The organism is Roseococcus sp., from assembly GCF_965227005.1.
Lineage (GTDB): Bacteria > Pseudomonadota > Alphaproteobacteria > Acetobacterales > Acetobacteraceae > Roseococcus.
The window spans coordinates 1-21,959 of the sequence record NZ_CBDDFJ010000040.1; the positions used below are offsets into that span (position 1 = coordinate 1).

18 protein-coding genes are annotated in these 21,959 nt (G+C 70.4%); 10 read left to right on the top strand and 8 right to left on the bottom strand.

All coding sequences use genetic code 11. The features are described from left to right. The coding region (locus tag ACO057_RS22755; protein ID WP_421995824.1) for an acyl-CoA dehydrogenase family protein at positions 1–736 on the bottom strand (736 nt) is incomplete at its 3' end. A 134-nt stretch (positions 737–870) separates the two neighbouring features. On the opposite strand from ACO057_RS22755, the gene ACO057_RS22760 reads away from it, so the two are divergent. From ACO057_RS22760 to ACO057_RS22780, 5 genes are all read left to right on the top strand, one after another. Beyond that, positions 871–1,848, top strand: coding sequence for a Bug family tripartite tricarboxylate transporter substrate binding protein (locus ACO057_RS22760; RefSeq protein ID WP_421995826.1), 978 nt, complete (start codon positions 871–873; stop codon positions 1,846–1,848). Further along, positions 1,848–2,654 carry an IclR family transcriptional regulator gene (locus ACO057_RS22765; protein ID WP_421995828.1) on the top strand — a complete coding sequence of 269 codons (807 nt, stop codon included), beginning with the start codon at positions 1,848–1,850 and terminating at the stop codon, positions 2,652–2,654. The genes ACO057_RS22760 and ACO057_RS22765 overlap by 1 nt, the downstream gene beginning before the upstream one ends. A 12-nt stretch (positions 2,655–2,666) precedes the next feature. Further along, positions 2,667–3,125 (top strand): MaoC family dehydratase, encoded by a 459-nt coding sequence (locus tag ACO057_RS22770; protein ID WP_421995830.1) that lies wholly within the window; start codon positions 2,667–2,669, stop codon positions 3,123–3,125. Then, positions 3,125–3,982 (top strand): HpcH/HpaI aldolase/citrate lyase family protein, encoded by an 858-nt coding sequence (locus tag ACO057_RS22775; RefSeq protein WP_421995832.1) that lies wholly within the window; start codon positions 3,125–3,127, stop codon positions 3,980–3,982. The genes ACO057_RS22770 and ACO057_RS22775 overlap by 1 nt, the downstream gene beginning before the upstream one ends. 130 nt (positions 3,983–4,112) lie before the next feature. Then, positions 4,113–5,516 carry an LLM class flavin-dependent oxidoreductase gene (locus tag ACO057_RS22780; protein ID WP_421995834.1) on the top strand — a complete coding sequence of 468 codons (1,404 nt, stop codon included), beginning with the start codon at positions 4,113–4,115 and terminating at the stop codon, positions 5,514–5,516. A gap of 62 nt (positions 5,517–5,578) precedes the next feature. On the opposite strand, the gene ACO057_RS22785 is transcribed toward ACO057_RS22780, so the two are convergent. The 5 genes from ACO057_RS22785 to ACO057_RS22805 form a co-directional block, all read right to left on the bottom strand. After that, positions 5,579–7,522 carry a hydantoinase B/oxoprolinase family protein gene (locus ACO057_RS22785; RefSeq protein WP_421995836.1) on the bottom strand — a complete coding sequence of 648 codons (1,944 nt, stop codon included), beginning with the start codon at positions 7,520–7,522 and terminating at the stop codon, positions 5,579–5,581. Further along, positions 7,522–9,555 carry a hydantoinase/oxoprolinase family protein gene (locus ACO057_RS22790; protein ID WP_421995838.1) on the bottom strand — a complete coding sequence of 678 codons (2,034 nt, stop codon included), beginning with the start codon at positions 9,553–9,555 and terminating at the stop codon, positions 7,522–7,524. The genes ACO057_RS22785 and ACO057_RS22790 overlap by 1 nt, the downstream gene beginning before the upstream one ends. Before the next feature lie 89 nt (positions 9,556–9,644). Continuing rightward, a complete protein-coding gene (locus ACO057_RS22795) occupies positions 9,645–10,775 on the bottom strand; it encodes an NAD(P)/FAD-dependent oxidoreductase (protein WP_421995840.1) in 1,131 nt (376 codons plus the stop codon). After that, entirely contained in the window at positions 10,772–12,139 is a 1,368-nt protein-coding gene (locus tag ACO057_RS22800; RefSeq protein WP_421995842.1) for an NAD(P)/FAD-dependent oxidoreductase, read from the bottom strand. The genes ACO057_RS22795 and ACO057_RS22800 overlap by 4 nt, the downstream gene beginning before the upstream one ends. Further along, positions 12,136–12,417 (bottom strand): (2Fe-2S)-binding protein, encoded by a 282-nt coding sequence (locus ACO057_RS22805; RefSeq protein WP_421995844.1) that lies wholly within the window; start codon positions 12,415–12,417, stop codon positions 12,136–12,138. Before ACO057_RS22805 ends, ACO057_RS22800 begins: the two co-directional genes overlap by 4 nt. Before the next feature lie 96 nt (positions 12,418–12,513). Here ACO057_RS22805 and ACO057_RS22810 point away from each other — a divergent pair, with 96 nt between their 5' ends. Beyond that, a complete protein-coding gene (locus tag ACO057_RS22810; RefSeq protein WP_421995846.1) occupies positions 12,514–13,353 on the top strand; it encodes an IclR family transcriptional regulator in 840 nt (279 codons plus the stop codon). A gap of 2 nt (positions 13,354–13,355) precedes the next feature. Then, a complete protein-coding gene (locus ACO057_RS22815) occupies positions 13,356–14,351 on the top strand; it encodes a Bug family tripartite tricarboxylate transporter substrate binding protein (protein ID WP_421995848.1) in 996 nt (331 codons plus the stop codon). 17 nt (positions 14,352–14,368) lie between these two features. On the opposite strand, the gene ACO057_RS22820 is transcribed toward ACO057_RS22815, so the two are convergent. After that, positions 14,369–15,262: a LysR family transcriptional regulator gene (locus tag ACO057_RS22820; protein WP_421995850.1), complete on the bottom strand. Its 894-nt coding sequence runs from the start codon at positions 15,260–15,262 to the stop codon at positions 14,369–14,371. A gap of 116 nt (positions 15,263–15,378) precedes the next feature. Next, the gene (locus ACO057_RS22825; RefSeq protein WP_421995852.1) at positions 15,379–16,314 is read right to left on the bottom strand and encodes a LysR substrate-binding domain-containing protein; all 936 of its coding nucleotides are present in this window, start codon (positions 16,312–16,314) and stop codon (positions 15,379–15,381) included. Positions 16,315–16,508: 194 nt separating this feature from the next. Between ACO057_RS22825 and ACO057_RS22830 the strand changes: the two genes are divergently transcribed. From ACO057_RS22830 to ACO057_RS22840, 3 genes are read left to right on the top strand one after another with little or no spacing between them, the layout of a single operon-like run. Continuing rightward, the gene (locus ACO057_RS22830; RefSeq protein WP_421995854.1) at positions 16,509–18,050 is read left to right on the top strand and encodes an ABC transporter substrate-binding protein; all 1,542 of its coding nucleotides are present in this window, start codon (positions 16,509–16,511) and stop codon (positions 18,048–18,050) included. 1 nt (position 18,051) lies between these two features. Beyond that, entirely contained in the window at positions 18,052–20,292 is a 2,241-nt protein-coding gene (locus ACO057_RS22835; protein WP_421995856.1) for a N,N-dimethylformamidase beta subunit family domain-containing protein, read from the top strand. After that, positions 20,289–21,869, top strand: coding sequence for an ABC transporter substrate-binding protein (locus ACO057_RS22840; protein WP_421995858.1), 1,581 nt, complete (start codon positions 20,289–20,291; stop codon positions 21,867–21,869). The genes ACO057_RS22835 and ACO057_RS22840 overlap by 4 nt, the downstream gene beginning before the upstream one ends. Positions 21,870–21,959: the final 90 nt, after the last annotated feature.

Sequence of the window (21,959 nt, forward strand, 5' to 3'; positions counted from 1 at the left end):
CGGGATTCATCCCGTGCAGGATGTAGCGGAAGCCCTGACCCTCCTCGCCGATGCGATCCTCGACCGGGATTTCCAGCCCGTCGAAGAAGAGCATGTTCGAATCCACGGCGTGGCGGCCCATCTTCTCGATCAGCCGCACCTCGACGCGGCTGCGGTCGAGCGTCGTGTAGAAGAGCGAGAGCCCTTCGGTCTTGCGCTTCACCTGGTCCAGAGGCGTGGTGCGCGCCAGCAGCAGCATCTTCGTCGCCACCTGCGCGGTGCTAATCCACATCTTCTGGCCGGTCACGACGTAGCGGTCGCCGCGGCGCTCGGCGCGCGTCTTGAGCTGGGTCGTGTTGAGGCCGACATCGGGCTCCGTCACCGCGAAACAGGGCTTGTCCTGGCCCGCGATGAGCGGCGGCAGCGCGCGGCGCTTCTGCTCCTCGGTGCCGAAGACGATCACCGGATTGAGCCCGAAGATGTTCATGTGGATGGCCGAGGCGCCGGACATGCAGGCGCCGGATTCCGCGATAGCCTGCATCATGATCGCGGCTTCGGTGATGCCCAGGCCGCCGCCGCCATATTCCTGCGGCATGGCGATGCCGAGCCATCCGCCCTGCGCCATCGCGGTGTGGAACTCCTCGGGGAAGGTGCCTTCGCGGTCCTTGCGCAGCCAGTACTCGTCTCCGAATCCTGCGCAGATCTTCAGCATCTGCTCGCGGATCTCGGCCTGCTCGGGCGTGAGCGCGAAGTCCATGAATGTTTCCCCGTGATGTTCCGGGAAGGATGGGAAGGACGCCGGGACGTGTCAACCAAATAGATTGACGGCGTCATTCGGATTTTCTAGGATTTGTTCGAATATAAGAACGACAAGAAAACGGGAGAAACGGGATGACGTCTGAAATTTCGCTTTCGATTCCGCGCCGCGCGATGCTCGCGACGCCGGGGCTGCTGCTCTTGCCGCGCGGCGCACGGGCGGAGTGGCCGGAAAGGCCGATCCGCCTCGTGGTCGCCTTTCCCGCGGGCAGTCTCACCGACGTGCTGGCGCGTGTCGTCGCCGAGCCGCTCGGGCAGGAGCTCGGGCAGCCCGTCATCATCGACAACCGCGCGGGCGGCAACGGAATCGTCGGCACGCAGGCGGTGGCGCAGGCCGCGCCGGACGGCAACACGCTGGTCGTCATCAGCGTGAGCGCGGCCTCGGTCAATCCGCACATCCTGAGGCGGATGCCCTTCGATCCGGTGAAGGACTTCGCCCATATCGGCGCTTTGGCTGAGGCGCCCTATCTCCTCGTCGTGCCGCCCGGCGCTCCGGACCGCGACCTCAAGGGCTTCCTCGATCGCGCGCGGGAAAATCCGAACGGGCTGACCTACAGCTACGGCAATGCCAGCAGCCAGATCATGACCGAGGTGCTGGCCCGCACCGCCGGCGTGCGGCTGACCGGCGTGCCCTATCGCGGCGGCGCCGAGGCGCTGACCGACGTCTCCGCCGGCCGCATCGACGCCACCTTCACCGACTTCGCGAACGGCCTCGCCCAGACCCAGGCCGGACGGGTGCGCGCCATCGCGCAATCCGCCAAGGACCCGACGCCGCTCGCGCCCGAGGTGCCGCCGGCTGCCACCGTCGTGCCGGGCTTCGACATGAACGTCTGGTTCGGCATCTCGGCCCCGCTCGGCACGCCCGCACCGATCATCGCGCGCATGAACCAGGCGATGAACACCGCGCTGCGCCAACCCGCCACCGTGGCGCGGCTGCGCCAACTCGGCTTCCTGCCCTTCACCCAGACGCCCGAGCAATTTTCGCAGTATCTGCGCGACCAGCTCGTCGCCTGGGGCGAGCGCGTTCGGATCGCGGGCATCGAGCCGCAATAATGGACGGCGGGCTTCTCCCCCGCGGCAGCGGCCCGCGCTCCGTCGCGCGCGTGCTGCAGGTGCTGGACCGCCTCGCGGCCGCGCCGCAGGGCGCCTCGCTGGCCGCGCTCGCCCCGGCGATGGAGGTGCCCAAGACGACGCTGCTCGGCCTGCTGCGCGGGCTCGCGCTGGAGGGCTATGCGATCCAGGCCGGGGGGCTGTGGCATCTGGGGCCGGAGAGCACCAGCCTCGCACGCGCCATCCTGGCGCGGCAGCAGGAAGGCGGGCTCGGCGTCGCGGGGCGCGCGGCGCTGGAGCGCCTGGCGGAATCCAGCGGCGAATCCGCCATGATCGCCGTGCTCACGCCCGACCGCAGCGCCATGGTCTATACCGACAAGGTAGAGGCCCGCACGGCGCTGCGCTTCGCCGCCACGGTGGGCGACCGCCGGCCGATCCACTGCACCGCCTCGGGCCGGCTGATGCTGGCCTTTTCGCCGCCCCCCTGGCCTGAGGAATTCCTCCGAAAGGCGCGGCTGCCGGCACTCACGAGCACCAGCGTCACCGACCGTCGCAGCCTGCGTCGCATCGTGGCGGAGACGCGCGAGCGGGGTTACGCGCTCTCGCTGGGAGAATCGACCGAGGGCGTGGCCGGCATCGCCGCGCCCGTTTTCGACGCACATGGCGCGATCATCGCGGCCGTCATGTTGGCGGCGCCGCTCGCACGCGCGCAGCCCAAGCTTGCAAGCCTTTCGCGCGAGGTCCGGCAGGCCGGGCGCGAGCTATCCCGCCAGCTGGGTCACCGCCCCGCACGGCGGGAAAAATCATAGGGAGAAGCGGCAATGGCCGGACTGTATTTCGAGGAATTCCATGAGGGGCAGGTCTTCGAACATGCCCTGACGCGCACCGTCACGGAAATGGACAACACCATGTTCAGCCTGATGACGATGAATCCGCAGCCGCTGCACATCGACGCGCATTTCGCCGCCGAAACCGAATGGGGACAGCGGCTGTTCAACAGCCTCTATACCCTCGGCATCATGATCGGCATGTCGGTCTCCGATACCACGCTCGGCACCACCATCGGCAATCTCGGCATGACCGATGTGCGCTTCCCCAAGCCGGTCTTCCACGGCGACACGCTGCGCGCGCGCACCAGGATCGTCGCCACGCGCGAAAGCAAGTCACGCCCCACCGCGGGGCTGGTGGAGTTCGAGCATGAATGCCTGAACCAGCGCGGCGAGGTGGTGGCGAGCTGCCGGCGCACCGGGCTGATGCACAAGCGGCCGGCGGCGGCCTGATGCGCTCCATCCTCTTCGTTCCGGGCGACAGCGAGCGGAAATTCGCGCGGGCCTCCGAAGGCCCGGCGGACGGCCTCATCCTCGACCTGGAGGACAGTGTCGGCCTCGCCCAGAAACCCGAGGCGCGGCGCATCACGGCCGGCATGCTGGCCGCCCCCCGCGGTAGGCAGCAGCGCTATGTGCGCGTGAACGCGCTGGACACGGGCATGACCCTGGCCGACCTCGCGGCGGTGATGCCGGCACGACCCGACGGCATCACCCTGCCCAAATGCGCCGATGCCGGCCAGGTGCGGCAGGTCTCGATGTGGCTCGACGCCTTCGAGGCGGCGTCCGGAATCGCACCGGGCAGCACGCGCGTCATGGCCATCGCGACGGAGACGGCGGCCTCTCTCTTCGGCCTCGGCTCCTATGCGCAGGCCGGGCCACGCCTGTCGGGCCTGATGTGGGGCGCGGAGGACCTGTCCGCCTCGATCGGCGCCGTGGCCAACCGCCTGAACGGGCAATGGCTCTCGCCCTTCCGCCTGGCGCGCGACCTCTGCCTCGCGGCGGCGGCGGCGGCGGGCGTGACGGCGATCGACACGGTGCATGTGGACATCGAGGATCTGGCGGGGCTGGAGGCCGATGCGCGCGAAGCCCGGCGCGACGGTTTCGGCGCGAAGGCGGTGATCCACCCCAAGCATGTGGAGATCGTGAATGCCGTCTTCACCCCCGCGCCGGAGGAGCTCGACTGGGCGCGCCGCGTGGTCGCCGCCTTCGCGCAGGGCGGCGATGCGGGCGTGCTGCGGATGGACGGCAAGATGCTGGATCGGCCGCATCTCCGGCTGGCCGAACGGCTGCTGGCCGCGATCGATCGCTGATGCCGCCTTGTGCCTGTCGAGGCCGCGTGGACTTCGGTGCCTTGATCCGCTCGGGCTCTTGCGCTGGGATGAGATCGTTCGCCTAACTGGGGTCCGGCCCGTTCAGCCTGCGACCCGATAGGAGGCGCCCATGCCCAAGCAGATCCGCGTCAACGCCTTCGCGCTCCAAAGCCCGGTCCATCAGACGCCGGGCCTCTGGCGCCATCCGCAGGACCGCTCGGCCGACTACAACCGGCTGGAGTTCTGGACCGACCTCGCCCGCACCCTGGAGCGCGGGCTTTTCGACGGCATCTTCACCGCCGACAGCCTCGGCACCAACGACGTCTATGGCGGGACGCTGGACGGCGCGCTGCGCGGCGGCATCCACGTGCCGAAGAACGACCCGCTGCTCTCGGTCTCGGCCATGGCGCTGGTGACGGAGCATCTGGGCTTCGGCGTCACCAGCAACGCCATCCAGGAACCGCCCTATGCCTTCGCCCGGCGCATGACGACGCTGGACCATTTCACCAAGGGCCGCATCGGCTGGAACATCGTCACCGGCCACTCGGCAAGCGGCGCGCGGGCGGTGGGCGCCGAGCTGATCGCGCATGACGAGCGCTACGACGTCGCCGACGAATATCTCGACCTGGTCTACGAGCTCTGGGAGGGCAGCTGGGAGGAAGACGCCGTGCTGCGCGACAAGGCGCGCGGCATCTTCGTCGATCCCGCCAAGGTCCATCGCGTGCACCGAAGCGGGAAGCGATTCTCGACCGATGCGGTCTTCCTCGCCGAGCCCTCGCCGCAGCGCACGCCGGTGCTCTACCAGGCGGGGGCTTCCGGCCGTGGCCGCGCCTTCGCCGCGCAGCATGCCGAGTGCATCTTCATCAGCGGCCCGACGGCGGGGGCGCTCGCGCCGGCCATCGCCGACACGCGCCGGCGCGCCGCGGAGAACGGCCGCGACCCGGCCGAGCTGCTCTTCTTCTCGCTCGCCACCACCATCGTCGGCCGCACGGAAGAGGAGGCGCAGGCCAAGCTCGCCGACTACCGCCGCTACGTCGATGTGGAGGGCGCGCTCGTCCTCTATTCCGCCTGGACGGGCATCGATTTCTCGCGCTTTTCGCTGGACGAGCCGGTGCGGCATCAGGAGCAGCAGGCCGGGATCCACTCGGCGCTGGAGGTCTTCACCCGCGCCGACCCGAACCGCGTCTGGACCCTGCGCGAGATCGCGGAGCATGTGGCGATCGGCGGGCGTGGCCCGGTCTTCGTCGGCTCGCCCGGGCAGGTGGCGGATGCGATCGAGCGCTGGGTCGAGGAATCCGGTGTGGACGGGCTCAACCTCAGCTACGCGCTGATGCCCGGAGGCTTCGAGGATTTCGGCACGCTGGTGGTGCCCGAGCTGCAGCGCCGCGGCCGATTCAAGCAGAGCTACGCGCCGGGCACCCTGCGCGAGAAGCTCTACGGACCTGGGCGCGCGCGGCTGCCCGCGACGCATCCCGCCGCGAAAACTCGGCGCCAGGGGGCGCCGGGCGAGCGGGAGCTTCAGCCCGCGCGATAGGCCGCAGACACCTCAGGGTTCAGCCGGAGCATCCGCTTCGCGTGCCGACGCCCGACGGAGCTTCAGTCCTGAAGGCGGGCGATAACCTCCGCCGGCGTCGCGTCCGGATCGGCGCGCAGCGCGGCGAAGACGGATTTCTTCGAGCGGGCCCGCCAGCTCACCGGCAGCTTCGCCAGCATCTCGTGCAGGGCGCCATAGGCCTGCTCCGTCCAGACCCGCTCATGCGCCAGCCGTGCCGGACCGAAGTCGAAGCGCTGGCTGCCCCGGCCTGGCTGCGCCGAGCGGAGGCTGGCCGTGGCCTGCTCGTCCACCTGGGCGTCGCGGATGACGACGCCGTAGTCGCGTTCCGCCGCCCCCGGCGTCAGCCGCCCCGACCGCACGTCGGCGAGCACGGCTCCGGCCGCACGGGTGCAGGGGGCGCCGCGTCCGCCACCGCCCGGTGAGACGATGCGCACCACCGCGCCCGGCGGCAGGTTGAACAGGTCCGTGTTGCGCAGGTCATGCTCCGCCAGCGTGCCGGGGTTCAGCGTGAAGGTGCTGGCGGCGCCTGGCCTGCCGCCGAGCGTGCCCCAGGGCTGGAACACGGAACGGTCGCGATTGCGCGCCGTGACCACGGCGTCCGGCGCATCCGTGGTGAACTCCAGCACGGTGGCAAGGCCGCCGCGATGCGCCCCGGCGCCACCGCTATCGGGCATCAGCCCATAGCGCAGCACGCGCACCGGCGCTTCGGACTCGGTGATCTCGATGGGGCTGTTCTTCAGATAGGCGGCATCGGCGCCGGAGCCATCCGTGCCGTCGCGATGCGGCATGCCACCGCCGCCGCCGACGATGGGCGCCACCGCCACGATGGAACGCCGCCCCGTGCGCCGGTTCTCGCCTGAGATGTTGATGATGGAGGAGGAACCGGCGGGCGCCGCCGGCAGCCGCTCCGGCGCGGCTTGCACGAAGGCGCCGAAGACCAGGCTGCGCAGCCGCGCGCAGGTCAGGCTGCGCATGCCGACGGCGGCGGGGTGCTGGGGGTTCACCACGCTGCCTTCCGGCAGGATGCAGGTGAAGGGCCGCGTCGTGCCGAAATTGAGCATGATCTTCGGGCTGAGCGCCGACAGCACGTAGTAGACGCCGACCATCACCAGCGAATGCCGCTCATGCCCGCCGGTCGGCACGTTCATCGAGGACAGCGTCTGCGGATCGGTGCCGGTGAAATCCAGCACGGCGGAATCGCCCGCAATCCGCAGCGTCAGCTTCAGCCGCAGCGGGTCTCCATCCGGGCCATCCTCGTCGCAATAATCGGCGAAGGCGTATTCGCCATCCGGCAGGCCAGCCAGCACGGCGCGCGCCTGCGCTTCGCCGTAGTCCAGCAGGTCGGCCATGCCGTCGACCAGCGTCTCCACCCCGAAGCGGCGCACCAGGTCGAGGATGCGGCGCTCACCGGTGTTCACCGAGGCGATCAGCGCCTTCAGGTCGCCCCAGTTCTGCTCGGGCACGCGGACATTGGCCAGGATGACGCGCAGCAGCTTCTCGTCCAGCACGCCCTCCTGATACAGCTTGGAGGGGGGCACGCGGATGCCTTCCTGATGCACCTCCGTCAGCGTGCGCGACAGGCTCGTCGGCACGGCGCCGCCGACATCCACGTTGTGGATATGCCCGCCCGCGAAGGCGATGATGCGCCCCTCGTGGAACACGGGCTTCCACATGTTGGTGTCGGGCGAATGCGTGGCGAGGTAACCCGAATACGGGTCGTTCGTCATGGCGATGTCGCCGGGCGCATAGCCGCCGGGCACCAAGCCGATCGCCGCCTCGTAATCCACGCCGGGATACCACGTCGCGCCGAGATCCAGCGGCACCGCGCAGGTCTTGCCCTGCGCATCCAGGAACTGGACGGTAAAATCCTCCGTCTCCTTGACGAAGGTGGAGTGCGCGGTGCGGTAGAGCGTCGTGGCCATGCTCTCCGCCGCGGCCCGGCAATGGTTGCGCAGCACCTGCAGCGTGATGGGGTCGGTACGCATCAGATCGTCTCCATCACGAGGTTGCCCTGGGCATCGGCGCACACCTGCCAGCCGGCGGGGACCAGCACGGTGCAATCGGATTGTGTGACGACGGCCGGGCCGGTGAGGCGCATGCCGGCGCTCAGCGCCTCGCGCCGATACAGGCCCGCCGGCCGCCAGGCGCCCGCCAGCCGCAGCGAGATCATCGTCTCCGGCATCGCCTCGGCCTCGACCACAGGGTCGTCGCGGACCGGCAGGGGGGGCGCGCGGCGCAGTGCGGCGGCGCGCAGGCTGACCACTTCCACCGGCGCCTGCAGGTCGCAATGGCCGAAGGCGTCCTTGTGCGCGGCGTGGAACAGCGCGGCGAGATCGGCGGCGGTGCCGTGCTCCCTCCAGGTGGCGGGCAGCGGAACCGGCACCTCGAAGGACTGGCCCTGGTAACGAAGGTCGGCGCCGAGGCTGATGTCGGAGGCGCCCTCGCCGCCCATCTCGTCCAGCGTCGTCCTCGCCTCCGTGGCCAGTGCGTCGAAGGTCTTGCGCAGCAGGGGCAGCGCGGACCCGCTCAGCGGCAGCAGCAGGCTTCGCATGGTGTCGCGGCGCAGATCGGCGGCCAGCGCGCCGAGCGCGCAGAGCGTGCCCGGCACGGCCGGCACCAGCACGCGGCGGATGCCCGCCGCTTCGGCCAGCAGCGCGCCCAGCATCGGACCGGCGCCGCCGAAGGGCATCAGGGTCAGCTCGCTGGCATGCGCGCCGGCACGTGCCAGCAGCTTGTCGATCTCCACCAGCATCCCGCTGATGGCGACGCGCAGCACGCCCTCCGCCACCGTCGGCACATCGAGCCCAAGGCGATCGGCGATCGGCCGCGCCGCGGCTTCGGCCAGTGCGCGATCGGGGGCGATGGCGCCGAAGCCGAGCTGCCCCTGGCCGAGGATGCCGCACAGCAGCGCAGCATCCGTCACCGTGAACTGCGTGCCGCCGCGCCCGAAGCAGGCGGGGCCGGGGGTGGAACCGGCGCTTTCCGGGCCGACCTGCAGCACGCCCTGCGCATCGACCCGCGCCATGGAGCCGCCGCCCTGGCCGGAGGAGATGACGGCCACGGTCGGAATCGCAAGCGGGAACTCGCCGATCGCCTGGCCGCTGCCGAAGGAGGGCACGCCATCGGCCAGCAGCGCGACATCCGCGCTGGTGCCGCCGATATCCAGCGTCAGGACCAGTCTTTCGCCCGCCGCGCGCGCCACGACGCCAGCGCCGACGACGCCGGAAGCGGTGCCCGACAACAGCATCCCGACGCAATCCCGCCGCCCGCGCCGCGCCGTCATGGTGCCGCCGGCAGAGGTGGTGAGCAGCAGCGGCGCGGCGATGCCCGCCGCCGTGAGCTGGCCCTGCACGCGCTCCAGGTAGCCGGCGATGCGCGGATGCACATAGGCATTCAGCACGGAGGTGGTGGTGCGCTCATACTCGCGGATCGCGGGCCAGACCTCGCTGCCGCGGAAGACAAAGAGCTGTGGCGCGATCTCGCCGATCAGGGCCGCGACCGCATCCTCATGCGCGGCATTGCGCCAGGCATGCAGGAAGGACACCACGACGCCCTCGCAGCCTTGCGCCAGCGCATCATCCAGCGCGGCGGCGACGGACGCGCGGTCGGGCGGCGTCAGCGTGCGGCCCTCGGCATCCATGCGCTCAGTGATGCCGAAGACGGATTCGCGCGGCACCAAGGGCGCCGGGCGTTCGCAGAACAGGCTATAGGGGTCCGGCATGCGCAGCCGGGCCAGTTCCAGCATGTCCGTGAAGCCGGCGGTGGTGAACAGCGCCAGCTTCGCGCCGCGACGCTGGATGATGGTGTTCACGCCGACGGTGGTGCCATGCACGAAGCGCTCGATCTCGGCCGGCACCAGCCCCTCCGTCGCCAGCCGGCGCAGGCCGATGGCCACGTCCTGGCCGGGTTCCGCCGGCGTGGTCAGCACCTTCAGGGTCTCGAGCCGTCCCGTAGTGGTCTCCAGCGCGACGAAATCCGCGAAGGTGCCACCGATATCCACGCCAATGCGCCAAGCCATCTACTGTCTTTCCGTCACATTGCGCGGAGGATCGACCATGTGCCCCGGTCGAGCCAGCCGATGAATTCGGCGTCGCGCATAAGGCTGGCTTATGGGGACGTCATCCCGGTCAGGAAGCGCCGGATGGAAAGCCCCTCCAGCGGCACGTCGCTGCGGCCATCCAGCACCAGCTCGCTGAGGATGGCGCCGATGGCCGGGCCAAGCTGGAAGCCATGGCCGGAAAAGCCGAAGGCGTGGACCAGGCCGGGCGTGGTGCTGCTGGGGCCGACCACCGGGATGCCGTCCGGCATCATGCCGTCAATGCCGCTCCAGCTGCGAATGACGGAGACGCCGGCCAGCGCGGGCACGATCTCCACCGCCTTGCGCATCGCCGCCAGCGTCGCTTCCGGCGTGGCGCGGGAAAACGGTACCGTGGGGTCGCCGGCGCCCCGGCCGCCGCCGAAGATGACATTGCCGCGCGGGATCTGGCGCAGGTAGATGCCGCCGCCCGCCACGCCGATATTGGGGCGGATGAAGTATGGGATCGGCTCGGTGACGCCCATGTTGGGCGTGTGCGGCCGCACCGGCACGGGCTCGCCGAACCATTCCGCCACCTGGCCGCCCCAGAAGCCCGCCGTGTTGACCAGCGCGTCGGCGCGGAAGACCTCGTCGCCGGCCTCCACCACGAAGCGGCCTTGCTCATGCCGGCAGGCGGTGACGCGGATCTGCTCGCGGATCGTGGCCCCCGCCGCGCGGGCCGCCTGGGCGAGCGCCGGGGAGAGCAGGCGCGGATTGGCCGAGCCATCCTCCGGCGCGAAGGATGCCGCGACGATGGCCGGGCCGAGCCAGGGATAGTCCCGGCGCAGCGCCACCCGGTCGAGGAAGCGCACCGGAAGCTGGTGGTCGCGCGCCACGTCCAGATAGGCCACGAGATCCGCTTCCTCCGCCGCACTGCGGGCGAGCTTCAGATGGCCGGTGGCGACGAACTCGCAATCCGTGCCCAGCAATCGCGGCAGGTCCTGCCAGATGGCGTGCGAGCGCCTGGCGATCGGCAGTTCCGCCGGGTGGCGGCCCTGCTGGCGCACGCCGCCGTAATTCGCGCCGGAGGCCTGCGAGCCGACCAGCCCGCGCTCCAGCAGCACCACCCGCGCCCCGCGCAGCGCGAGATGCAGCGCCGTGGAACAGCCCGCGCCGCCGCCGCCGATGACGAGGACCTCGGTCTCCTGCACGGGGCGGCTCATGGCGCCGACGCCGGCATGGGCAGCGGTTTTACAGGCGCCTGGCCGCGCAGCCGGCCGACCTGCGCCACGCTGCAGCCCAGCGCATCCGCCAACACCTCCGCCGCCGCCGCACCGCAGATGCGGCCCTGGCAACGGCCCATGCCGATGCGGGTGAAGGCCTTGGCGCGGTTCACCTCGGGCGCGGCGCCGGTCGCCACATCGGCGCGCGCGGCCTGGCGCAGCTCCCCGGCCCGCACCGCCTCGCAGCGGCACAGGATGGTCTCGTCGGGCATCGCGGCGGCGAGACGCGCGGGAAACGGGAAGGCGCGGTCCAGCGCCGCCCGGAAACGCGCCTGCGCGCGCAGGCGTCGGTCGATCAAGCGGGCCAGGGCCGCGTCGGCGGGCTGGCCCGCATCCTCCAGCAGGGCGAGCGCCCCGCGCGCTCCGGCCAGTTCGGCGACATCGGCGCCGCCGATACCCGCGCCGTCGCCGGCGAGGTAGATGCCCGGCACCGCGGTGCGCCCGGCGGCATCGCGCTCCGGCACCCACAGATGCGACGGGACGTCGAAGCGCATCGGCACCCCGGCGAGATCGGCGAGCTGGCTCTCGGGCCGCACCCCCCATCCGATCGCGACGGCATCGCAGGCCAGGCGATGCTCCGCGCCGGCCGCGTCGCGCCAGCGCAGGCCCGTGACGCCGCCCTCCCCCTCGATGGCGAGCGGCGTCGCGCCCTCGCGGACGAAGATGCCGGCGGCACGCAGACGGGCGACGTACCAGGCCCCCTTCGCGAGCGTCGCCGCGCCGTCGCGCAGCCCGCCCAGCGCGTGCAGCTTGCCGTGCCACGGCGTCGTGTCGATCACGGCGGCGACGCCGGCACCGGCCTTCATGTACTGGTAGGCCACGAGCCACAGCAGCGGGCCGCTGCCGACGAAGGCGACCCGGCGGCCGATGGCGCAGCCCTGCGCCTTCAGCGCGATCTGCGCCGCGCCCATGGCGGTGACACCCGGCAGGGTCCAGCCCGGGAAAGGGATCACCCGGTCCATCGCGCCGGTGCACAGGATGGCGGCGTCGAAGAGAACTTCCCCGACCTCGCCATCCCGGATGGTGTCGAGCCGGCCGGCCTGGATGTTCCAGACCAGCGTCTCCGGCCGCCAATCGACCTGCGGTTTCAGGGCATCCAGCGTCGCATGCAGCGCGGCGGCACGCCCGCCCTCCAGCCCGTAGAGCGCCTTCGGCGTGCGGGTGAAGCCGGCGGGCGGGCGCTGGTAGATACGTCCGCCGCCATCCCGCGCCTCGTCGATCCAGACGGGGCGCAACCCCGCGGACACCAGCTGCGCCACGGCGCGCACGCCCGCCGGCCCTGCTCCGACCACCGCGACCTTCATGCGCGGCGCAGCCGCATGCCGGGTTGCAGCAGCGTGGTGCAGGCGCGGACCCGGCCGCTGCCGTCCAGCAGAACGCGGCAATCATGGCAGGCGCCCATCAGGCAGAAGCCGGCGCGGGGTCCATCGCCGAATTCGCTGTCCCGCAGGAAGGTTTCGCCCCCGGCCAGGATGGCGGTGAGCAGCGTGTCGCCCTGGTAGGCGGTCATTCCGCGGCCCTCGAAGGTGAAGCGGATCTCGGGACGGTCCTGATCGACCAGTCGCACCAACTGCAAAGCCATCTCCTGCCGCGTCATCGCAATGAGATAATTTCTATAGATTGGAAAGAAAAATGTCTAACTTCCATCCTGTGGAATTATAGTGATAAATCTCGCCCCATGGACTCCGCAATGGATCATTCCGACACGCCGCCCGAAACGGCCGCCGCCTCCGGCATCCAGGTGCTGGACCGCGTCGTGCGACTGCTGGGCCGGCTGGGAGAGGCTGGCGATGGCGGCGAACAGCTTTCCCGGCTTGCCGCCGGCCTTGGCCTCTCGGCGTCCACCGTGCACCGGCTGCTGGCCGCACTGGAACAGCATGGCTGGGTCGAGCGCGAGGACGCGACGCGCCGCCACCGGCTCGGGACCCGGCTGATCGCGCTGGCGGGGCGCGCGGCGGATGGCAGCGGGCTGCGGCGGCTCTGCCGGCCCGCATTGCTGCGCATCGCCGCCGAAACGCGGGAAACCACATTCCTCATCGTCCGCAGCGGCCTGAACGCCGTCGTCGTGGACCGGCAGGAAGGCAGCTACGTCATCGACAGCCTGACCCAGGGCACCGGCGGCCTGCTGCCGCTGGGCATCGGCTCCGGCAGCCTGGCCATCCTCGCCTGCCAGCCGGAAGCGGAGGTCGAGGCCATCCTGGCGGCCAATGCCCCGCGCTACCGCGAATACGGCACCACCGCGAAGGCCGTCCGCGCCAGCCTCGCCGGCATTCGGGAGCAGGGCTACATGCTGGCCAATGGCTCGCTGATCCAGGGGCTTTCGGTGATCGCCATGCCGATCCGCCCCGCCGGGCGCGACGTGACGGCGGCGATCGCGATCAACTTCATCACCGCCCGGCTGGAGCCCGCCCATCGCCAGGCGTGGCTCACCCTGCTGACGCAGGAAGTCCAATCCATCGAAGCGGGCATGAGCCCGCCGCCCCGCCCGAACCGGCCTCCCCGAAAAGGAAAGACCTGACCATGCAACGTTTCAACTCGCCGTCGCGTCGCCGCGTTCTCGCGGCCGCGCTCGCCGTGCCCGCCCTGTCCCAGACGGTGGCCGCGCAGCCAGCCTGGCCGACCCGCCCCGTGCGCATCGTGGTACCTTTCGCCGCCGGCGGCGCGACCGATGGCAGCGCGCGCGTCGTGGCGCAGAAGCTGAGCGAGGTGCTTGGCCAGCCCGTGGTGGTGGAGAACCGCCCCGGCGCCGGCGGGACGACCGGCGCCGACTTCGTCGCCAAGTCGGCACCGGATGGCTACACCTTCGTCATGGCCTCGGTCTCCAACCTGGTGCTGGCGCAGGGGCTCTACAGCCGGCTGCCCTATGATGCGGTGAAGGACTTCGTGCCGGTTGCCCCCGTCGTGATGGCGCCGATCGGCATCGCCGTGCAGTCCAGCCTGGGCGTGTCCACGCTGCAGGAATTCATCACGCTGCTGAAGGCCAATCCGGGCCGCTACCAATATGGCAGCGCCGGCAACGGCGCCTCGGGCCACATCTCCACCGTCGCCTTCCTGCAGCTGACCGGCACGCATGCGCTGCACATTCCCTATCGCGGCAGCGGCCCGGTGTTCAACGACCTGCTGGCCGGCGTGGTGCATTTCACCGCGGATGTTCCCGGCCTGATCAAGCCGCACCATGATGCCGGAACGATCCGGGCGCTGGTGATGGCCACACCGGAACGTTCCTCCGTGCTGCCCGACGTGCCGACCAGCGCGGAGGCCGGGCTGCCGGGTTACCGCGCCTATTCCTGGTTCGGCCTGTTCGCGCCCGCCAATACGCCGACGCCAATCGTCGATCGCCTGGCGGCGGCGGTGGAGACCGCGCTGACGGACCCCACGGTGGCCCTGCGGCTCGACCGCGACCTCGGCCTGCCGCCGATGCCCGGCTACACGCCGGCGCGCTTCGCCGAATTCCTGCAGGAGGAGATCCGCTACTGGCTGCCGATCGTGCGGGCCAGCGGCGCGCGGCTGGATTGAGCGCCTTCGCCGGAACTTCAGCCGGGCGGCGCCTCCGCCTGGCAGAGCGCCCGCATGATCTCGGAAAGCCGGTCCACCATCTCCGGATTGCCGAGCATGCGACTGCGCAGCAGCACCACCTCGCGCTCGACCCGGGGTAGGAAAGGCCGCGCCACGACGCCCGGCGGCAGCACGCCGCGGGCGAAGCCATCGACGATCGCGAAGCCGATGCCCTCGCGCACCATGGCGACGGCGCCGACGGTGCTGCCGATCTCCACCGCGATGCGGCGCTCGATGCCTTCGCCGGCGAAGGCGAGGTCCAGGCTGCGGCCGAAATCCTGCCAGCCGCCGAAGCCGATCTCGGGCAGGCCGGCGAGCTGCGCCGGGCCCAGCGTGGGCTGCGCGGCCAGGGGATGGTCCTCCGGCAGCAGCACGATGCAGGGCACGCGGCCAAGCTGCATATATTCCAGCCCCGGCACCTCCACGGAGGTCAGCGCCAGGCCGACATCCAGCCGGCGCGCCAGCAATGCCTCGCCCAGTTCCCGCACCGGCATCAGGTTCACCGAGATGCGCGCCAGGCGCCATTCCCGCCGGAGCTGCGCCACGGCCTTCGGCACCAGCGACACGCCGAGCGACGAGGTGGTGCCAAGCCGCAGCAGGCCGCCCTGCCGGCCGCCGAGGTCGCGCGTCAGGCTGCGAAAGCTGCGCAGTTCATGGAACAGGCGCTCGGCTTCCGGCCAAAGCGCCGTCGCCTCCGCCGTGGGTGTCAGGCGTCCCGCATGGCGGCGGAACAACGCATAGCCGATGCGATCCTCGCAATGCCGGAGGGCTTGCGAGAGAGCGGGCTGCGAGACGTTCAGCACCTTGGCCGCGAGGCTCAGGGAGTTGCTGCGCATGATCTCGCAGAAGACCTCGATGTCGCGTGCATTCATGGAGTGGCTCCGCCGCGAGATCCGAACGGGCCATCGGTCCAGCCGGTCGATGCCGTCCTAGTCGGTAAGCCGCCGGATGCCCAGGGGAGAGCGCCGGCTATTCAGGGCGCGCCATGCTAGGGGCGCGGCAGCACGGCCTCGTGCGGAAGCGCTCCGGCCGTGCCGGTCCTGGCCTGGCTCAGCAACCATGTCCGGAATATCTGCAAGGATGGCATCCGGCCGGTCGAGGCCGGATAGATCAGCCAGTAGTCGCAGCGGTTCGACACAGGCTGGGCGAAAGGTTCGATCAGAAGCCCCGCGGCAAGTTCGTGGTTCACCATGTAGCGCGGCACCAGTGCCATGCCGAGACCGGACATGGCGGCACCGATCATCATGTGCATCTGCTCGAAGACCGGCCCTCGCTGCAAACCGGCCTCGTCCAAGCCCAGTTCCTCGAGCCATTCATCCCAGGCCGCCGGACGGTCCATGTGGGGAAACAGCTTGTACCGCTTCAGCGCCTCGCCAACGGCCATTCCTTCCAGAGGACGCATCGAGGGGGAACAGACGGCAACCTGCTCCTCGGATGTCAGCCAGTCGGATTGCGCTCCCGCAGTCGGCGTTGCGCCGCAGTAGATGGCGGCGTCGCAACCGTGCTTGTCGAAATCGACCGGCTCCGTCCGCGTGTAGAATCTGATCGGGATGTCCGGATGCTGCGTGGCGAAATCCGGATAGCGCGGCATCAGCCAGCGCGCCCCGAAGCCGGGAGGCGTGGCAACGCTCAGAAGCCGCCCCTCCTCCCCATCCTGGCGCGCGATGCGCAGGCCGGCCTGCTCGATCCCGATCAGTGCTTCCCTGATCTCTTCCAGATAGGTCGCTCCCGCACGGCTGAGCACCAGCCTGCCGGGTTGGCGCTGGAACAGGACGATGCCGAGTTCCATTTCCAGGATGCGCACCTGCCGGCTGATCGCCCCGGAGGTCAGGAAGCATTCGCGCCCCGCCTCGGTAAAGCTTTGCAGGCGTGCGGAGGCCTCGAAGGCCTGAAGAGCCATGATCGAAGGAAGCTTGCGGCGCATCCGACGCGGCCTCCCGTGCGATGAAAACTGCGAACCGCCTCAGTTAATATCGTTTGTGCCGTCGCCGGCAAGGGTCTGCAATCCGTCAGGAACAGGTTGAAGCGCGGAGACCCGCGCAGAACCGGCCAAGGAGCGGATGCGGGATGGTGGTTAATATGCGACGGCGTGAGGCTTCGCTGTGTCTGACGGCAGCCATGCTGACCACGGCACCGCTTACGGAGGGAGTCGCCCAGGCGCGGGAGCGCATCCTCCGGGTCGTGCCCAGCGCCGATCTGGCGGTGCTGGACCCCATGTATTCGGCGGTGATCATCACCCGCCTGTACAGCCTCATGGTCTACGAGACGCTGTTCTCCTGGGACTCCAAGCTCCAGCCGCAGCCCCAGATGGTGGAGCGGTGGAGCGTGGCGCCCGACCAGCTGAGCTGGACCTTCGCCCTGCGGCCAGGGCTGCGCTTCCACGACGGCTCCCCCGTCACCCCTGTCGACGTCGCCGCCTCGCTGAGGCGATGGATGACGCGGGACGTGCTGGGGCAGAAGCTGGCCACCTATGTCGCCGGCATCGATCCGGTGGATGCCACCGTCTTCCATATCCGGCTGACGAGGCCGGCGGCGTTCCTGCCCTGGGCGCTGGGTTCCGCGGTCGGCCAGATCCCCGCCATCATGCGCGCGGCGGACCTGGCGGGCGACCCGTCCAGGCCCGTCAGCACCGCCATCGGCAGCGGGCCTTTCCGCTTCGATCACGCGTCGCGCGTCTCCGGCTCCCGCGCCGTCTTCCTGCGCAACGCGGATTATCAGCCGCGCGCCGAGCCGCCGGACGGCCTCGCGGGCGGCCGCGTGGTGAAGGTGGACCGCGTGGAATGGCATGTGATGCCCGATGCCAGCACCGCTGTCTCCGCCTTGCAGGCCGGCGAGGTCGATCTGGTGGAAGCGCCGCTGCTGGACCTGCTGCCGGCGCTGGAGCGCAACCGGGCCATCACCGTCCGCAAGATCAACCAGCTGAACAACCAGGGCATCATGCGGCCGAACGCGCTACTGCCGCCCTTCAACGATCCGCGCGCCCGGCAGGCCCTCGCTCTGCTGGCGGACCAGAGCGACTACATGTCCGCCGTGGTGGGCGATCCCAACCGCTGGCATCGGTGCGGCGCCTACTACATCTGCGGCGGGCCCTACGGCCAGGTCCAGGCAGCCCTTCCGCCACCCAATATCGAACGTGCCAGGGCCCTGCTTGCCGAAGCGGGCTATCGCGGCGAGCCGCTGACGGTGGTGGCCACCAAGGAGCTCGCCCCCATCGGGCAGATGAGCGAGGTGATGATCGACGGGCTGCGCCGCGCCGGGGTGAACCTGGACGTCGTCTGGACCGACTGGGGCACGATGGCGAGCCGGCAGAACCAGAAGGGGCCGCCCGCCTCCGGCGGCTGGAACCTGCAGATTACCTACTCTTCCGGCATCACCGCCAGCAACCCGATGACCAATGTCGGCACCAACATGGTCTGCGACGGCAGCAACTGGATGGGCTGGCCTTGCGACGACGAGACGGAAGCCCTGCGCCAGGCCTTCGTGGACGCACCGGACGAGCCGGCGCGCCTGGCGGTGACGCAGCGGTTGCAGACGCGGCTGGAGGCGGTGCGCCCCTACATCCCGCTCGGCGAGTTCGACGCCCCCATCGCCTATCGCGGCAACCTGCGCGGCGTGCTCGATTCGCCCGTGATCACCTATTGGAACATCGAGAAGCCCTGAGATGCTTCCGATTACCGGCTATGTGGACCGCTGGAGCGTCAGGCCCGGCGAGATCATCCGTTTCATGATCAGCAGCCGGGGTGGCGTTCCTTACCACGCCCGGCTGGCCAGGATTTTCTGCGGGGACCCCAACCCGAAGGGACCCGGCTACCGCGATGTCGCCACGCCCTGCGATATCGACGGCCCCCATGCGGGCGTCGAGCAGCCGGTGCTTCCCGGCTCCCGCGCCCTGGTGCCGCGCCTCGATCTCGGCGGCAGCGTCTCGCTGGCGCTGACGTTGCGGCCAACCCTGCTATCCGCCCCCGGCCCGCAAACCCTGCTCCACTGGCAGGGTGAGAATGCCAGCCTGCGGCTGTGGATCGAGCAGCGGCGCCTGCGGGCGGAGCTGGCCTCCGACACCGGCCTGCTGCAAGCGGAGACCGGCCTCTGCCTGGACGAAGGCTGGGCCGATGCCGCACTGGTCCTGGATGCCGCCGCCGGGGGCCTCCGCCTCGCCTGCCGGCCGCGCGCCTTGCCCTACAGGCCCGCGCCGCAGTTCGCGCAGGCGGAAGCGAAAGGCGCCCTCCCCCGGCTCGGCGCGGGGCGGATGATGCTGGCGGCGACGCTGGAGCGCACGGCGCATTTCAACGGCAGGCTGGAGCGGCCCGCCCTTTATGACGGCGCCTTGCCGGCCGAAGCTTTGCTGGACGCGCAGGGCGGGCGCGGCGATCCGCCCGCCCTGCGCGCCCTGTGGGATTTCGCGGAAGGCATCGGCACCGATCGCATCGCCGATCTCGGCCCGCATGGCTTCCATGGCCAGTTGGAGAACCTGCCGACCCGGGCCGTGACCGGCGCCGCCTGGTCCGGCCGGCACCATCGCTGGACCGATGCGCCGGAGGAATACGCCGCCATCCACTTCCACGCGGATGACGTGGGGGATCTGGGCTGGTCGCCCTCGCTCTCCCTCGCCATCCCGCCGGAATGGCCGAGCGGCCTCTACGCCCTGCACCTGGAGACCTCGGAAGGGCGCGACAACATCCCCTTCGTGGTGCGCGCCGCCGAGGCCGGGGCGCAGGCGCCTGTCGCGCTGCTGCTGCCGACACTGACCTACCAGGTCTATGGCCAGTATCCGCGCCAGGCGGTGACGGCGGCGGTCGCTCCCCGTGCCCGCGCCTGGGGTGCGCTGACGGAAACCGCCGACCGGCACCCGGAATACGGTCTCTCCGCCTACAACACCCATGCAGATGGCAGCGGCGTCACCATCACCTCGATGCGCCGGCCCATGCTGGACAAGCGGGTGAACCAGATCCACCGGCTGGACGAAAGCCCGGAAGGCTCCGGCACCTATTGGCTGGCCGCCGACACCTATCTGCTGGACTGGCTCGACCGGCGCGGCATCCCCTGCGAGGTCATCACCGACCACGACGTGCATGCCGAGGGGGTCGGGCTGCTGGGCCGCTACAACGCCGTGCTGACCGGCCAGCACCCGGAATACCACACGGAGGAAACGCGCGCCGCCATCGCCGCCTTCATCGAGGGCGGCGGCCGCTTCCTCTATCTCGGCGGCAACGGCTTCTACTGGAAGATCGTCCCGTTCCAAGGCGAGACCTGGGCGGTGGAACTTCGCCGCGCGGAAGGCGGCATCCGCACCTGGGCCGCCGAGCCCGGCGAGGGCTACCACGCCTTCGACGGCAGCTATGGCGGGCTGTGGCGGCGGCTGGGCAAGCCGCCCCAGGCGCTGGTCGGCGTCGGCTTCACCTCCCAGGGCGACTACCGCGCGGAGCCTTACCGCTTCACCGCAACCATCCGGGACCCGCGCCTCGCCTTCATGCGGCAGGGGCTGGAGGAGGCCGCGCCCGGCGCCAGCTTCGGCGAGCGGGGGCTGATGGGCGGCGGGGCCGCCGGCCACGAGATCGACCGCACGGACCGCGGCCTCGGCACCCCTTCCCACGCGCTGGTACTGGCCGTGGGCCTGCCGCAGCACCCGAGCTTCGAACCCGCGAATGAGGACCGCCTGACCCAGGAATGGCCTGGCGCGCGCGAGGATGTCGTCCGCTCCGACATCACCTTCTTCGAAAGCGCGGGGGGCGGCGCGGTCTTCTCCGTCGGCTCGATGTCCTTCATCGGCGCCCTGCCCATCGACAACTACCAGAACCTGCTGGCGCGGCTGATGGAGAACGTCGTCCGCCGCTTCGCCGACCCCACGCCCTTCCCCTGGCCGGAGGCAGCATCCGCGCTGCCGGAAAAGGAAACGCTCGCATGATCCGCCGCCGTGAATTCCTGGCCGCGGGCGGTGCCGCCACGCTGGCCGCGCCGCCCGTGCGGGCCGCGCCCGCCCGCGTGCTGCGCTTCGTGCCGCAGGTCGACCTCGCCATTCTCGATCCAACCTTCGCGTCCTTCTACGTGACGCGGAACCACGGCTACATGGTCTTCGACACGCTGTATGGCCTGGACGGCAACTTCGCCCCCCAGCCGCAGATGGCCTCCGGCCATGTCGTCGGCGCCGATGGCCGCCAGTGGGACATCACGCTGCGCGACGGCCTGCTCTGGCATGATGGCGAGAAGGTGCTGGCACGCGATTGCGTGGCCTCGATCCGCCGCTGGATGCTGAAGGACGCGCTGGGCGCCGCCGTCATGGAAGCGACGGACGAGCTCTCCGCGCCCGATGACCGCACCATCCGCTTCCGGTTGAAGAAGCCCTTCCCGCTATTGGCCTACGCCATGGGCAAGACGGCGGCGCCGATGTGCGCGATGATGCCGGAGCGGATCGCCAGTTCGGACCCCAACAGGCCGATCACCGAGATGGTCGGCAGCGGCCCCTATCGCTATCTGGCCGGAGAGCGCCTGCAGGGCGCCCTCAACGTCTACGAACGCTTCGACCGTTACGCGCCCCGAGAGACCGGCACGCCCGACTGGACCGCCGGCCCCAAGGTGACGCATTTCGACCGCGTCGAATGGACCACCCTGCCCGACGCCTCCACCGCCTCGGCCGCGCTGATGACCGGCGAGCAGGATTGGTGGGAGAACGCATCGCTCGACCTGCTGCCCGCCCTACGCGCCCGCCGCGGCATCCGCGTCGCGGTGACGGACCGGACCGGGTGGATCGGCGTCATGCGCGCCAACCACACGCAGCCCCCCTTCAACAATCCGGCCATCCGCCGCGCCTTCTGGGGCGGGCTGGACCAGGCCTCGGTCATGCAGGGCATCGTCGGCAACGAGCCCTCGCTTTATCAGGACGGCGTCGGTGTGTTCTGCCCGAACACGCCCATGGCCAGCGATGCCGGGCTGGAGGTGCTGAAAGGCCCGCGCGACTACGAGAAGGTGAAGCGGGAGATCCTCGCCGCCGGCTACAAAAGCGAGCGCGTGGTGGTGCTGGCGCCGGCCGACTTCCCCAGCATCAACACCATGGCGCTGATCTGCGCCGACCAGATGCGGAAATGCGGCCTGAACGTCGAGGTGCAGAGCATCGACTGGGCCAGCATGACCCCGCGGCGGTCGAACCGCGAGAGCGTGGACAGGGGCGGCTGGAGCGTCTTCTTCACCGCCGTGGTCGGCAGCGACCTGCTGAATCCCGGCGGCCACTTCATCCTGCGCGCCCAGGGCGCCGGCGGCTGGTTCGGCTGGCCGGACAGCCCGCGCATCGAGACGCTGCGGCAGGCGTGGTTCGACGCGCCGGACGAGGCCGCGCAGCAGTCCATCTGCCGCGACCTGCAACGCCAGGCCGTGCAGGACGCGCCCTATTACCCCCTGGGCCAGTACCAGCAGCCGACCGCCTATAAATCCAACCTGACCGGCATGCTGGACGGCTTTGCCACTTTCTGGAGTATCCGCCGTGGTTGAAACCCATTCCCTTTCGGCGCTGGAGATGGTCCAGCGCTTCGCCGCCGGCACCCTCTCCCCCGTCACGGTGCTGGAAAGCGCGGTGGAGCG

What these genes read in the sequence shown, in the direction of transcription:
- ACO057_RS22785 (WP_421995836.1), bottom strand. Translation starts at nt 7,522, where the DNA reads ATGCGTACCGACCCCATCACGCTGCAGGTGCTGCGCAACCATTGCCGG.
- ACO057_RS22760 (WP_421995826.1), top strand. Translation starts at nt 871, where the DNA reads ATGACGTCTGAAATTTCGCTTTCGATTCCGCGCCGCGCGATGCTCGCG.
- ACO057_RS22780 (WP_421995834.1), top strand. Translation starts at nt 4,113, where the DNA reads ATGCCCAAGCAGATCCGCGTCAACGCCTTCGCGCTCCAAAGCCCGGTC.
- ACO057_RS22765 (WP_421995828.1), top strand. Translation starts at nt 1,848, where the DNA reads ATGGACGGCGGGCTTCTCCCCCGCGGCAGCGGCCCGCGCTCCGTCGCG.
- ACO057_RS22815 (WP_421995848.1), top strand. Translation starts at nt 13,356, where the DNA reads ATGCAACGTTTCAACTCGCCGTCGCGTCGCCGCGTTCTCGCGGCCGCG.
- ACO057_RS22790 (WP_421995838.1), bottom strand. Translation starts at nt 9,555, where the DNA reads ATGGCTTGGCGCATTGGCGTGGATATCGGTGGCACCTTCGCGGATTTC.
- ACO057_RS22775 (WP_421995832.1), top strand. Translation starts at nt 3,125, where the DNA reads ATGCGCTCCATCCTCTTCGTTCCGGGCGACAGCGAGCGGAAATTCGCG.
- ACO057_RS22800 (WP_421995842.1), bottom strand. Translation starts at nt 12,139, where the DNA reads ATGAAGGTCGCGGTGGTCGGAGCAGGGCCGGCGGGCGTGCGCGCCGTG.
- ACO057_RS22835 (WP_421995856.1), top strand. Translation starts at nt 18,052, where the DNA reads ATGCTTCCGATTACCGGCTATGTGGACCGCTGGAGCGTCAGGCCCGGC.
- ACO057_RS22825 (WP_421995852.1), bottom strand. Translation starts at nt 16,314, where the DNA reads ATGCGCCGCAAGCTTCCTTCGATCATGGCTCTTCAGGCCTTCGAGGCC.
- ACO057_RS22805 (WP_421995844.1), bottom strand. Translation starts at nt 12,417, where the DNA reads ATGGCTTTGCAGTTGGTGCGACTGGTCGATCAGGACCGTCCCGAGATC.
- ACO057_RS22820 (WP_421995850.1), bottom strand. Translation starts at nt 15,262, where the DNA reads ATGAATGCACGCGACATCGAGGTCTTCTGCGAGATCATGCGCAGCAAC.
- ACO057_RS22795 (WP_421995840.1), bottom strand. Translation starts at nt 10,775, where the DNA reads ATGAGCCGCCCCGTGCAGGAGACCGAGGTCCTCGTCATCGGCGGCGGC.
- ACO057_RS22840 (WP_421995858.1), top strand. Translation starts at nt 20,289, where the DNA reads ATGATCCGCCGCCGTGAATTCCTGGCCGCGGGCGGTGCCGCCACGCTG.
- ACO057_RS22830 (WP_421995854.1), top strand. Translation starts at nt 16,509, where the DNA reads ATGCTGACCACGGCACCGCTTACGGAGGGAGTCGCCCAGGCGCGGGAG.
- ACO057_RS22770 (WP_421995830.1), top strand. Translation starts at nt 2,667, where the DNA reads ATGGCCGGACTGTATTTCGAGGAATTCCATGAGGGGCAGGTCTTCGAA.
- ACO057_RS22810 (WP_421995846.1), top strand. Translation starts at nt 12,514, where the DNA reads ATGGACTCCGCAATGGATCATTCCGACACGCCGCCCGAAACGGCCGCC.